The sequence below is a fragment of the Nocardioides sp. SLBN-35 genome (assembly GCF_006715725.1).
Taxonomy (GTDB): Bacteria; Actinomycetota; Actinomycetes; order Propionibacteriales; family Nocardioidaceae; genus Nocardioides.
Map to the genome: position 1 here is coordinate 2,896,807 of NZ_VFNU01000001.1, position 12,412 is coordinate 2,909,218.

The window sequence follows — 12,412 nt, forward strand, 5'->3', positions numbered from 1 at the left end:
CGTCAGGCCTCGCGGAGCAGCTCCGCGAACTGCGCGACGGTGTCGTCGGCCGCGGCCTGGCAGGCAGGCGACCACGGGCCCATGTCGAAGAAGCCGTGGATCAGCCCGGGGTAGGTCGTCTGGCGCACGGGTACGCCGGCCGCGGCCAGCCCGTCGGCGTACGCGATGCCCTCGTCGCGCAGCGGGTCGAACTCCGCCGTGACAACGACCGCGGGCGGCTGCCCGGTCAGGTCGCCGCGCAGCGGGGAGAGCAGTGGGTCGCTGAGGTCGGTGTCTGCCTCGACGTAGTTGCCGACGAACCAGACCATGGTCGCGTCGTCGAGGAAGTACCCGGTCCCGTTCTCCTTGCGCGAGACGTAGTCGCCGAGCACGTCGGTCGCGGGATAGACGAGCAGCTGGGCCGCGATCCCGGGGACGTGCTGGGCCGCGACCGCGCACAGGTTGCCGCCCGCGGAGTCGCCGGCGAGGGCGAGGACCTCGCTGCCGCCGTACTCGCCGATGCGCGCCTGGACGTCGCGGACCGCGGCGATCGCGTCCTCGGCGGCTGCGGGGAAGCGGGCCTCGGGCCCGAGGCGGTAGTCGACCGCGACGACGACGGAGCCGGTGCCGGCACAGATCGAGCGGGCCATCGCGGCGTGCGTGTCGAGGTCGCCGACCACCCAGCCGCCGCCGTGGAAGAGCACCACGGTCGGCACCGGGCCGTCACCCTCGGGACGGTAGATCCGCGCGCGCAGCGGACCGGCGCCACCGGCCACCTCGTCCTCGGCGATCGAGCCGACGGGCGCCAGGCTCTCGGGCGGCCGTCCGCCCACGGTCAGGGCGCGGAACACGGTGCGGGCCTCGGCGGGGGACAGCTCGGACATGGGGGTGCCGGCCTCGATCGCCATGAGGAGACCGGCCAGGGACGGGTCGACGGGCATGGCCTGACGCTAGTGCCCCACGGCTCAGGTGGGCCACTCCGGCGGGTAGTCCTCGGCCGCGGCGTCGTGCTGCTTGCGCAGCTTCTTCATCGCCTTCGCCGAGATCCGGTCGCCGAACACGGTGCCGAGGGTGTGGTCGGTCTCGTGCTGCAGGCACTTGGCGAGCAGACCGTCGCCCTCGAAGCGCACCGGGGCGCCGTCGAGACCGGTGCCCTCGACCACCGCGTAGTCCGGCCGGGCGCAGTCGACGAACGCGCCGGGGTACGACAGGCAGCCCTCGGGGCTGTCGTCGAGGCGCCGGGACACGCCCTCGGGCTCGACCAGGACCGGGTTGCACACGACCCCGACGACCCGCGTGCCCTCGGCGTCGGGGCAGTCGAAGACGAACATCGCGACGTCCTCGCCGATCTGGCAGGCGGCCAGGCCGACCCCGTCGGCGGCGTACATGCTCGCGACCATGTCGGCGGCCAGCGCGGTGAGGGCGGCGTCGTAGACCTCGACCCGGGCCTGGGGGCGGTGCATGACCGGCGTGCCCCAGCGGGTCATCGGGCGGACCCGCCCGTTGCGGGGCAGCGGTCCGTACGGCGCCAGCACGGCCTCCGGGGTCGTGTCGTCGAGGTCCTCGGGCATGGGCCCATGCTAGGAGAGCGCTAGTGCGGGGTGAGCCGGTGGTGGGCCGACGGGGGCACGGTGCCCTTCGGTGCGTCGGTGGGGACGTGCGTGACGGGCACGGGGACGTAGACGGGCTGCGGGACCGGCTGGGGCTGCGGCAGGGGACGTGGCAGCACCCGGATCCGGGTGCCGGGCGTGACGCTGGCCCCGTTGCCCTTCGCGGCGGCCACGGCGACCCGGACCGTCCACCGCCCGGTGTTGCTCGCCCTCACCCGCAGCGCGAACCTGCCGTTGGCCCGCGTCCTGGCCCGGTCGACGGTGCGCCAGTGCTTGCCCACCTTGCGCTGGAGCGTCACCCGGACGCCGGCGTCACCCGGCGCGACCCGGCCCTTGACCCGGATCGGCTGACCCTGCCGGACCCGGGTGGCGGGCGCGCGGGCGTCGACCTGCCGCGCCACGGTGACCAGCAGGGTCGCGGACGTGCTGGCCTCGAAGGTGTCGTCGCCGCTCGTGCGGACCTGGTACTCGGTCTGGCGGTCCGGCTGGACGTGGAACTGGGCGTAGGTGTCGGTCCCGAAGCCGCCGCTCGCGACGGGGGAGAAGTCGGGAGCACCCCACGGGCGTGCCCACAGGGTCGCCGTTCCCGGGACGTACCCGGGCGACCACACGCCGTCACCGGGTGTCTTGGCGTCGGCCAGCAGGTAGTGGTCCTGTCCCTTGACGAGGTCCAGGCGGGTGATCCCTCGCTCGAGGTCGCTGCTGTGGTGGGTCGGTGCCGCCGAGATGAAGGCCTGGGACGGCACGCCCTCGAAGTCGTACGTCGTCGCGCCGGTCGTCGTCCGGATGCGGAGGTCGTCGAAGAAGAAGTCGCGGCCGCGGCAGCCGAGCTCGAAGGCGATCCGGGCCCGCCCGGGTGACCCCCAGTCGTCGGCCTCCTGCGCGAGCGTGCGGTCCTCGTCGGCGAGCGTCGCGTCGTCGGACCAGTACCAGTCCGTCGCGATGTCGGCGACGTCGTCGCCCGCGTGCCGGCCGCCCAGGCCTGAGACGTCGTAGCGGCCCTCCAGCCAGAGCGGGTCCGGCCCCTCATCGAGGTAGAGCCTGATCACGATCTGGCCGTCGCGGGCGAAGCCGGGGGAGACGCTCGGGTGGTAGGTCGCGAGGGACGCGTCCAGCAGGGTGCTCGGCTCCGCCACCCACACGGCGACGCCGGCCATGCCGCCGCTCTGCCCGCCGAACGCGAGGCCGATCGCGTGGTCGCCGAGGACGTCGTCGCGGCGGTAGGCGGCGTACGGCGCCCGGAGCACGCCACCGGGGCACGGGTCCGCGACGTACTCCAGCACGCCGTGGGGGAAGGCGTAGCCGTTGACCACCACCGTCTGCGCGGCCGCGAGCGCGGGCGGTGGCGGCACGACGCCGAGCGCGGCGAGTGCCGCCGTCACTGTCACGAGGATCCTGCGCATCGTCGCCCCCAGGTGTCTGCGACCGGTGATCGTCCCGTGCAGCCGAACGTACGGTCGCCGGAGCCGCCGTGCCGTCCCCCGAACTCGGTATAGATCGGTCGGGACCGGCCGTACGACGGGCGCCGGTGCGATGGTGCTCGGGTGGAGACCCACCACGAGCTGGCCGCTCTGGTGGCCCGACTGGGACCGGCGGTGCTCGACGACCCGCAGGACTTCCGCGCGGCCTTCGACGACTACGCCCCGGCCGGCCGGACGACCGACGGCCAGGTCAACCTGCTCACCGACGCCATCCGGCTCGGCGCGCTCGCCCGCGTGCTGGCCCAGCTCGCCGAGGGGGCCCAGCCCCGGCACACCCTCGACGCGCAGGCCTTCCGGCTGGCCCGGCTGCGCGGTGGAGCGGACGTGATGAGCGCGCGCTGGGCGCTCGCGGCGCTGCTGTTCGCGCTGGGCAAGGTGAGCGAGGACGAGGTGGCCGGCTCGCAGCCGCGCACGGTGCTCCCCGAGGAGCGCACCGTCCTGGCCGGCCCGCTCCTGCCGCTGTCGCTCGCGCCGCCGTCGCGCGAGGTGGAGCGCTCACGAGCGCGGAGCGGCCTGAAGGTCGCGGCCCTGGTGGCGGTGGCCGTCCTGGTCGTCGTCGCGCTCATCGTGCTGGCGGTGGTCGTGTCGCGCGGCGAGGGCACACCACGGTCCGGTCCGGCCCGGCGCGCCGCGCCGCCGGACCTGCGCGTGGTGCCGGCCGGGACGGTCGTGGGCACCGGAGACCCGGCCGGTGCCGGTGTCGTCGCCGCGACCCTGGCCGGACGCACCGCCGGCGTGCGGGTCGGCGACCTGGGTGCGGTCGAGCAGGCCGAGGACGAGATCGGGGTGCTGCTCTCCGCGCCCGGCAGTCGGCTGCGCAGGTTCACGCTCGCCGACGGGCCGTGCCAGGACCAGCCGTGCGCCCCGTGGGCCGCGGCCGGTCTGGCGGTCGTCGTCGACGGCATGGCAGTGCCGCTGCCGGCCGGCGGACCGTCGTACGTGGTCGCGGTGCCGGACGGCGCGAGCGTCGAGCTGCGCCTCGACGCGGACGGCTACGACCAGCGGGTCTCGCTGGTCGACGGTACGGCGACCGGACGCAACATCGCGGTCCTCACCCGGCCCGACCCGCAGGCCGACCTCGACGCCGACCTCGTGCTGCGTCCGACCGCGGACGCACCGCTCGGCCCCGACGCGGTGCGCTCGGTCCACGTCGGCCTGGCGCGGCTGTTCTTCTTCAACGGCCCGCGTGGACTGCGGGACCCGGGCCAGGCCTATCTCGCGGTCGAGGTCACCTACACGACGCCCGACGACCCGCGCCCGCGCGGCTTCGAGCTCGCCGAGCTGCACCTCGAGGCGGACGACGGGACGGCGTTCCCTCGCCGGGACCTCTCCCCGGACACGCCCACGCCGGACCCGGCCTTCGTCGTACCGGCGTCGTTCACGTCGGGGACGCTGGTGATCGAGGGCACCCGGCGGGTCACCACCCGCACGAGCACGGGCGGGACGGGCAGTGTGCTGCTGACCTTGCCGCGCACGACGATCGGGGTCCGGATCGACTGACGCCCAGATCACACGCGGTGATTTGGGACCATCTGTAGCGCAATGTGTAACTCATAGTTACATTTAGTGTCATGTCCCTGATCAGCAACCTCAAGCCGGGCGGCAAGCACGGGGTCCCGAGCAGCGAGAGCCGTGACCCGATCGGTTACCTCGTCGCCGGCCTCAACCGGCTCGCCCAGACCGACCTCCTCGACAAGGTCCGCCTCCGCAAGCCGGCCGAGCAGGCGGTCTTCTCCGTCACCCGGACCGGGTTCAAGACCATGACCAACGCGAGCCGCACGTTCGCGAAGGCCGGCAAGGGCGGCCAGCCCGGCACCCGGCCGACCAACGCCGCCGCGAGCGGCGTCTTCGACCTCACCCCGGGCGAGGACGAGCAGATGCTCGTCGACGTCGTCACCGAGTTCGCCGACGAGGTCGTCCGGCCCGCCGCGGCCGAGGCCGACAAGGCCTGCGCGGCGCCCGACGACCTGCTCAAGGCCAGCCTCGAGATCGGCCTGCCGATCCTCGGCCTGCCCGAGTCGCTCGGCGGCGTCTCCGAGGAGCGCTCGGCCATGGCCGGCACCCTCGTCGCCGAGGCCCTCGCCAAGGGCGACATGGGCCTGGCCGTCGCGACGCTGGCGCCCGGCTCGGTCGCCACCGCGATCGGGCTGTGGGGCACCGACGCCCAGCAGCAGACCTACCTCCCGGCGTTCAGCGCCGAGGACGGCACCGTGCCGGCGGCCGCGTTGGCGCTCACCGAGCCCACCGTCCTGTTCGACGTGCTCACCCCGTCGACCACCGCGAAGAAGGCCGGCGACGGCTACGTCCTCAACGGCACCAAGAGCCTGGTGGCCCGCGGCGACAGCGCCGAGCTGTTCGTCGTCGGCGCCAGCCTCGACGGCAAGCCCGTCCTGTTCCTCGTCGAGTCCTCCACCGAGGGCCTCTCGGTCGAGGGCGACCCGGCGATGGGCGTGCGCGCCGCGTCGATGACCAAGCTGGTCCTCGAGGACGTCAAGGTCCCGGCGGATGCCGTGCTGGGCGAGACCGACGGGTCGACGTACACCGAGTGCGTGCGCCTGTCCCGTCTCGCCTGGTGCGCCCTCGCGGTCGGCACCGGCCAGGCCGTGCTCGACTACGTGACGCCGTACGTCAAGGGCCGCGAGGCCTTCGGCGAGCCCATCGCCAACCGCCAGTCGGTGGCGTTCATGGTCGCGAACATCGCGATCGAGCTGCAGGGAATGCGGCTGCTGACCTACCGCGCCGCCTCGCGCGCCGCGGCCGGCAAGGACTTCTCCCGCGAAGTCGCCCTGGCCCGCAAGGCGTGCACCGACAAGGGCATGCAGATCGGCCTCGACGGCGTCCAGCTGCTCGGTGGCCACGGGTTCGTCAAGGAGCACCCGGTCGAGCGGTGGTACCGCGACCTGCGTGCCATCGGCATCATGGAAGGGACGGTGCTGGTCTGATGGCCATCAACCTCGAGGTTCCGAAGAAGCACCGGGCGCTGGTCGACCAGGCCCACCAGGTCGCGATGAACATGCTGCGACCGATCTCTCGCAAGTACGACATCGCCGAGCACGAGTACCCCAAGGAGCTCGACATGCTCGCGGCGATGATCGACGGGCTCTCCGAGTCCGGCGCGAGCGAGGGTGCCGGCGCGACCGGCGTACGTCGTGACAGCGACGACTCAGACAAGAAGAGCGTCAAGAACGGCGCCAACCTGGCCTCCGTGACCTCGGTCGCCGAGATGTGCTGGGGCGACACCGGCCTCCTGCTGTCGATGCCCCGCCAGGGCCTCGGCAACTCGGCCATCGCCTCGGTCGCCAACGACGAGCAGCTCGAGCGCTTCAAGGGCCGCTGGGCCTCGATGGCGATCACCGAGCCGTCGTTCGGCTCCGACTCGGCCGCGATCTCCACCACCGCGGTGCTCGACGGCGACGAGTACGTCATCAACGGCGAGAAGATCTTCGTCACCTCCGGTGAGCGCTCCGACTGCATCGTCGTGTGGGCGACCCTCGACAAGTCCCTGGGCCGCGCGGCGATCAAGTCGTTCGTGGTCGAGAAGGGCACGCCGGGCGTCAAGGTCGAGCGGCTCGAGGAGAAGCTCGGCATCCGCGCCTCCGACACCGCGGTGATCACGTTCACCGACGCCCGGGTCCCGAAGGACAACCTCCTCGGCTCACCGGAGATCAACGTCGAGCAGGGCTTCGCCGGCGCGATGGCGACCTTCGACAACACCCGGCCGCTGGTCGCCGCGATGGCCGTGGGCTGCGCCCGTGCCTCGCTCGACCTGACCCGCGACCTGCTCGAGGAGGCCGGGATCGAGGTCGACTACGACAAGCCGGCGATCCTGCAGAGTGCGGCGGCGGCGAAGTTCCTCCAGCTCGAGTCCGACTGGGAGGCCGGGCGCCTGCTCACCCTCCAGGCCGCGTGGATGGCCGACAACCGCAAGCCCAACTCGCTCGAGGCCTCCATGGCCAAGGCGAAGGCCGGCCGGGTCGGCTCCGACGTGACGCTGTCGTGCGTCGAGCTGTGCGCCTCGATCGGCTACAGCGAGGAGGAGCTGCTCGAGAAGTGGGCGCGCGACTCCAAGATCCTCGACATCTTCGAGGGCACCCAGCAGATCCAGCAGCTGATCGTCGCCAGGCGGGTGCTCGGCCTGTCGAGCGCCGAGCTGAAGTGAGCTGACCAGCCGGGGTGCTTTGGGCCCGTTCTCGCTGAGGCGGGGGCGGGCCCGAGGCGTTGGTGACGGTCGGTGGGCTGGTCTGACCAGTTGCGGTTTGGTCCCAAACCGCAGGTCTGGAGGCCCGGATGTTGCGGTTTGGGACCAAACCGCATGCCGGAACAGCCACGTGACACGTGGGCGAGGCCGGACGAAGAAGGTCGGAATCCAACGAGGAACCGGCGGGTTCGCCGAGGTGCTCGGCATCCGGCCCGCCGGGTTCTCCGACGGCGCGTTCTGCCTCATCCCGCAGTGCTGAGGACCTCCGCTCCCGGACCCGGCTCGACGAGGTGGTGCACCGGGTTCGCCCAGCCGCGCTCGGCGTAGGCCGCGTCCACCGCCTCCCGTACGACGGCCGCCCGGTCCGCCGCGACGAGAGTGATCGTGCAGCCGCCGAACCCGCCGCCGGTCATCCGCGAGCCGAGGGCGCCGGCGCCGTTGGCGGTCTCGACGGCCAGGTCGAGCTGGGGGACGGAGACCTCGAAGTCGTCGCGCAGGGACGCGTGGGACGCCGTCATCAACGCACCCAGGCGGTCCCACTCGCCGTCGTCGATCGCCTCGACCGCCGCGCGGACGCGGTCGTTCTCGGTCGTGACGTGGCGTAGCCGACGCGGCTCGCCCGCCTCGCACTCACGCCGGCGCTGGGCGTACCCGCCGTCGCCGTCGGCGAGCGAGTGCCGGACGCCGGTGTCGGTGACCAGCAGGGCGAGCCCGGCCGCCGTCACGGGCAGCGGGACCGGGGTGGTGGCCGGTCCGCCCGGGTCGGCGAAGTCGACGAGCAGGGCGTGGCCCTCGGCGCCGAGCATGCTGGCGAGCTGGTCCATGCCGCCGGTCGGGGCACCCACGTGGTCGGTCTCGGCCCGGCGGCAGGCACCCGCCAGCAGCCGCCGGGTGTCGGCGTCGAGGGGGATGCCGAGCAGGCCCGCGACGGCGGTGGCGACGGCGCACTCCAACGCGGCCGAGCTGGAGAGGCCGCCGCCGAGCGGCACGGTCGAGGCGAGCCCGATGTCGAGGCCGGGCACCGTCCAGCCGGCCGCGCGGAGCTCGGCGACCACGCCGACGACGTACCGCTGCCACAGGGTGTCACCCGAGGCCGCCTCGGTGCTGGTCATCCGCAGCTGGTCGTCGGCGCGGGGCGTCACGGTGGCGGTGGTGGCGAGCCGGATCGCGAACGGCAGGCACAGGCCGCCGTTGTAGTCGGTGTGCTCGCCGATCAGGTTGACCCGGCCGGGGGCACGGGCCACGACAGCCGGGCGGGGGGAGTGCACGGGGCCACACTAGGGTGACCGCCGTGCCCCGTCCGCTCATCGTCGCCGCCACCCGCGCCGAGGTCGCCCACGTCCCCGCCGGTCTCGAGGTGCTGGTCACGGGCATGGGCAAGACCGCCGCGGCCACCGCCCTCGCCCGCCACCTGGCGGTCCGCAGCGACCTCGCGGACCTGGAGGTCGTCAACCTCGGCACCGCCGGCGGTCTGCACGACGGGCTGTCGGCCGAGTCGGGGCTCTACGAGATCGGCACCGTCCTCAACCACGACATCAACGCCGACGCGATCCGCGCGCTCGGCTACGACCCGCGCGAGCGGATCGTCGTCGGGCCGGGCGGGACCGTCCTCGCGACCGGCGACGTCTTCGTCACCGACCCGGTCGTGCGGGCCCGGCTGGCCGAACAGGCCCAGCTCGTCGACATGGAGGGCTACGCCGTCGCGTACGTCGCCCAGGAGCTCGGCGTACCCGTCCGGCTGGTCAAGCACGTCTCCGACAACGCCGACGCGGGTGCGTGGGAGTGGGCCACCCTCGTCGACCGCAGCGCCCGGGTCCTCGGCGAATGGGCGGCGAGCCACCTGTCATGAGCACGCGAGCACTCGTCCTCGGTGGCGGCGGCGCCACCGGCAACGCCTGGCTGGTCGGCGTCGTGGCCGGGCTGCTCGAGGCGGGCGTCGACGTCACGACCGCCGACCTGGTGGTCGGTACGTCGGCCGGCTCGACCGCCGCCGCCCAGCTCACCAGCAGCTCCGCGGCGGAGCTGCTCACGGCGGTCCTGCAGGCCCCGGTCCCGCAGCGTCCCGCACAGCCCGGAGCGGCGCGACCCGTGGCGGACCAGATGGAGCGGACGGCGCGCCTGATCGCGGCCGCCACCGACGCGGCCGACATGCGCCGGCGGTTGGGCGCCGCGGCGCTCGACCTCGCGGCGGGGTCGGGGGAGTCCTGGGCCGAGCGTTGGCGAGCCACGGTCGCGACCCGCCTGCCGAGCCCGGCCTGGCCGGCACAGCGGCTCCTGGTCACCGCCGTCGACGCCGCGACCGGCGAGCCCGTGGGCTTCGAGCGCGACAGCGGGGTCGACCTCGTCGACGCGGTGGCGGCCAGCTGCTCGAGCGGGCCGGCGTACCCGATCGGGCGCCGGTCCTACATCGACGGCGGCTTCCGGGCCAATGCCGACAACGCGGACCTGGCGGCCGGCTACGACGACGTCCTGGTGCTCTCGCCGTTCGGCGGCCGGTCGCGTGCCCCGCAGGAGTGGGGCCTCGACCTCGCGTCCCAGGTCGCCGGGCTGCGCGCGGGCGGCAGCCGGGTGGAGACGCTCTTCCCGGCCACCGAGCACCTCGGCGCGAGTGCCATGGACCTCTCGCTGCGCGCACCGGCGGCACGTTCCGGTCGGGACCAGGGGCGGGAGCTGGCGGCGCGGGTCGGCGCGACCTGGGGCTGAGCCGACGCAGGGGCGAGCGGGTCAGCGGCTGCTGCTGGCGCGGCGGCCGCGCACCACGCCGACGAAGTCCTGGTGGACCGGGCTGTCCGCGTCCCGCAGCCACACGAGGGCCACGCTGGTCGGGTCGAGCTCGACCGGACGCTGCACGACGTCCTTGCGGTGGTGCAGGCGGGCCACCGACATCGGCACGATCACGATCCCGCTGCCCGAGGCCGCGACCTCGATCGCGTCCTTGACGTCCATCGCGGGGAACGGCAGCTGCTCCACCGACGGCGTCCACCCCGACGGGTGCGGCAGCACGAGCTGCTCCTCGGCGAGGTCGGCCAGGGGGATCGGCGTGTCGGGATCGGAGGCTGCCACGAAGTGCTCGCGCCCGGCGACGACGACCGGCACCTCGTCGTACAGGCGCACGCAGTGCAGCGGCGCCGGCGACTCGAGGTCGACCGGCAGCCGTACCAGCGCCATGTCGGCGTCGCCGTCGTCGAGGACGCCGCGTTGCTGCTCCTCCTGGACCGGGAGGAGGTGGAGCCGGATCCGCGGGTTGCGCTCGCGCCACACCCGCGCCCACTTGTCGGGGGTCACTCCGGGAACGAAGGCGATGCGCAGGTCCTGCATGCGCCCACGATCCCAGAGCGAGCCCGACGGGCCTACATCTAGGCCTGGGCGAGCAGCCCGAACTGCAGCGTGCCGGAGTCGTCGATGCCCGCGTCGAGCGTCATCGCGTCGAGCTTGGTGGCGGAGTCCTCGTCGAGGTAGACGGTCGCACCGTCCTGTTCGACCACCTTGTCGCCGGGTTCGGCCTGGTCGGCCGCGGACACGGCGAAGCCGGCCTCGGCCTGGGTGATGCGCAGTCCCGCGGAGTCCGGGACGTCGGGGGCGTCGGTCATCTGCTTGACGATCGTGCAGGCGTTCTCGGTGAGGGTGAGCATGGCTTGCCTTCTCGGTTCGAGGTCAGAGACCTTTCCCACCGTTGCAGGTGCCCGCACCTCGTTCAAGGGCGCCGGGCGTGTCGGCCCGGCGCGCGCACCGCTCCGACCGCCGCGTAGCTCCCGGTCAGCGCCGTCACCAGCACCATCGCGCGCGGGCTGCTGTCGCGTCGTACCAGGTGCCCCAGGCCGGTCACCGTGTCGGACACGTCGATGCCGAGCCCCAGCAGGTGGAGGCGGTCGCGCTCAGCCCTTCCGCCGAGGAGGTACGCCGCCCCGAGGGCGATCGCGCGGGCACCGTAGATCCGGGTCAGGTACGCCACCTCCGGGGTCGGCGCGATCCCGAAGGTGCGGCTGGTCGTGCCGGGTGCGGCGAGCGCCGCCGCCCCCAGTCCGATTCGCCCCCACGCCAGGACGTCCAGGCTCGATTTCATGCGGCCATCGTCCGACCGGTCGCGGCCGCTGCCCATGACCTGGGAGGTCATGACTGTCCGTAGCGGGTACTAGGGTCCGTGGAGAAGTGTGCAGGAGGCGCGGCGACGATGTTGTTCGAGAGTGACGGTCTCGAGGAGACCGAGCAGTTCCTGAGCGAGAACTACGCGCCCATGCGGATCGGGAGCACCACGACCACCGCGTCGACCCGGATCGCGCGGGCCGCCGCTCCAGCGATCAGCGTGGACCGCGTCGACCTCGGGTTCGTCATGTCCTACGAGGTCGAGCCGCTGCAGATGATCAGCCTGTGCGACGTCGCGTCCGGCACCGTCGAGGACCACGGACCGGAGCGCACGACGGCCGAGAGCTTCGGCGCCGGCGAGCTGTTCTCGCTCGCGCCACCGCAGCGCGCCTACGGCGGCACGATCAACCGGGCGAGCTACACGGTGACCATGCTCGACCCGTCGGTCCTGGCCCAGGTGGCCTCCCCGGCGCCCGGTCACGACACGGTCGAGCTCACCGGCCACCGTCCGGTCGACGCGGCCGCGGCACGTCGGGTCCGGGCCGCCATCGACCACCTCGACAACGTCGTACTGTCCGACCCGGACGCAGTGGCCAGCCCGCTGGTGCTCGGGACGGCGACGCGCTACCTCGCGGCCCAGCTGCTCGAGGCGTTCTCGAACACCTCGGTCGCCGGTCCGAGCCTCGCCGACAGTCGCGACGCCCACCCGGCCGCCGTACGCCGGGCGATCGCCTTCATCGACGCGAACGCCGATCTCGACCTCTCTCCGGTCGAGATCGCGGCGGCCGCCCACGTGAGCGTCCGGTCGCTGCAGCTGGCCTTCCGGCGTCACCTGGACACCACGCCGATGACGTACCTGCGCGACGTCCGCCTCGCCCGGGCGCACCGCGACCTCGCCGCCGCGGGTTCGGGTGACGGCGCGAGCGTGACGGACATCGCGCTGCGGTGGGGGTTCACGCACCAGGGCAGGTTCGGGCAGGCCTACCGGCGTGCGTACGACGAGACGCCCGGCGCCACGCGTCGCCGGGGGTGACCAGCTCCGTGCCCGGGTTCGCTGGACG

General features: G+C 73.5%; 13 protein-coding genes. 6 read left to right on the forward strand and 7 right to left on the reverse strand.

The features are described from left to right. Positions 1-2 precede the first annotated feature (2 nt). From FBY23_RS14045 to FBY23_RS14055, 3 genes are read right to left on the reverse strand one after another with little or no spacing between them, the layout of a single operon-like run. Complete coding sequence (locus FBY23_RS14045; RefSeq protein WP_141798706.1) at positions 3-920, reverse strand: alpha/beta hydrolase; 918 nt, start codon at positions 918-920, stop codon at positions 3-5. 24 nt (positions 921-944) lie between these two features. After that, on the reverse strand, positions 945-1,550 hold the full coding sequence (def, locus tag FBY23_RS14050; protein ID WP_141798707.1) for a peptide deformylase: 606 nt from the start codon (positions 1,548-1,550) through the stop codon (positions 945-947). A 20-nt stretch (positions 1,551-1,570) separates the two neighbouring features. Beyond that, complete coding sequence (locus tag FBY23_RS14055; protein ID WP_141798708.1) at positions 1,571-2,971, reverse strand: hypothetical protein; 1,401 nt, start codon at positions 2,969-2,971, stop codon at positions 1,571-1,573. Between the two features lie 162 nt (positions 2,972-3,133). Here FBY23_RS14055 and FBY23_RS14060 point away from each other — a divergent pair, with 162 nt between their 5' ends. The 3 genes from FBY23_RS14060 to FBY23_RS14070 all read left to right on the forward strand — a co-directional run bounded on the left by FBY23_RS14060 (position 3,134) and on the right by FBY23_RS14070 (position 7,229). Continuing rightward, positions 3,134-4,570 carry a hypothetical protein gene (locus FBY23_RS14060; protein WP_141798709.1) on the forward strand — a complete coding sequence of 479 codons (1,437 nt, stop codon included), beginning with the start codon at positions 3,134-3,136 and terminating at the stop codon, positions 4,568-4,570. A 71-nt stretch (positions 4,571-4,641) separates the two neighbouring features. Next, positions 4,642-6,012, forward strand: a complete 1,371-nt coding sequence (locus tag FBY23_RS14065) for an acyl-CoA dehydrogenase family protein (RefSeq protein ID WP_141798710.1) — start codon at positions 4,642-4,644, stop codon at positions 6,010-6,012. Further along, positions 6,012-7,229 (forward strand): acyl-CoA dehydrogenase family protein, encoded by a 1,218-nt coding sequence (locus tag FBY23_RS14070; protein ID WP_141798711.1) that lies wholly within the window; start codon positions 6,012-6,014, stop codon positions 7,227-7,229. Before FBY23_RS14065 ends, FBY23_RS14070 begins: the two co-directional genes overlap by 1 nt. Before the next feature lie 281 nt (positions 7,230-7,510). On the opposite strand, the gene FBY23_RS14075 is transcribed toward FBY23_RS14070, so the two are convergent. Then, positions 7,511-8,536 carry a galactokinase family protein gene (locus FBY23_RS14075; RefSeq protein WP_141798712.1) on the reverse strand — a complete coding sequence of 342 codons (1,026 nt, stop codon included), beginning with the start codon at positions 8,534-8,536 and terminating at the stop codon, positions 7,511-7,513. A gap of 23 nt (positions 8,537-8,559) precedes the next feature. On the opposite strand from FBY23_RS14075, the gene FBY23_RS14080 reads away from it, so the two are divergent. Together FBY23_RS14080 and FBY23_RS14085 are read left to right on the forward strand one after the other, a co-directional pair. Then, complete coding sequence (locus FBY23_RS14080) at positions 8,560-9,117, forward strand: nucleosidase (protein WP_141798713.1); 558 nt, start codon at positions 8,560-8,562, stop codon at positions 9,115-9,117. Continuing rightward, positions 9,114-9,971, forward strand: coding sequence for a patatin-like phospholipase family protein (locus FBY23_RS14085; RefSeq protein WP_222117821.1), 858 nt, complete (start codon positions 9,114-9,116; stop codon positions 9,969-9,971). The genes FBY23_RS14080 and FBY23_RS14085 overlap by 4 nt, the downstream gene beginning before the upstream one ends. 21 nt (positions 9,972-9,992) lie before the next feature. Here FBY23_RS14085 and FBY23_RS14090 read toward each other — a convergent pair whose 3' ends face one another. From FBY23_RS14090 to FBY23_RS14100, 3 genes are all read right to left on the reverse strand, one after another. Further along, entirely contained in the window at positions 9,993-10,586 is a 594-nt protein-coding gene (locus tag FBY23_RS14090) for a LysR family transcriptional regulator substrate-binding protein (RefSeq protein WP_141798715.1), read from the reverse strand. A gap of 38 nt (positions 10,587-10,624) precedes the next feature. Then, the gene (locus FBY23_RS14095; RefSeq protein ID WP_141798716.1) at positions 10,625-10,900 is read right to left on the reverse strand and encodes a Fe-S cluster assembly protein HesB; all 276 of its coding nucleotides are present in this window, start codon (positions 10,898-10,900) and stop codon (positions 10,625-10,627) included. Between the two features lie 62 nt (positions 10,901-10,962). Further along, the gene (locus FBY23_RS14100; protein WP_141798717.1) at positions 10,963-11,331 is read right to left on the reverse strand and encodes a DUF4267 domain-containing protein; all 369 of its coding nucleotides are present in this window, start codon (positions 11,329-11,331) and stop codon (positions 10,963-10,965) included. A 108-nt stretch (positions 11,332-11,439) separates the two neighbouring features. Between FBY23_RS14100 and FBY23_RS14105 the strand changes: the two genes are divergently transcribed. Further along, positions 11,440-12,384: a helix-turn-helix domain-containing protein gene (locus FBY23_RS14105; protein ID WP_141798718.1), complete on the forward strand. Its 945-nt coding sequence runs from the start codon at positions 11,440-11,442 to the stop codon at positions 12,382-12,384. Positions 12,385-12,412 lie beyond the last annotated feature (28 nt).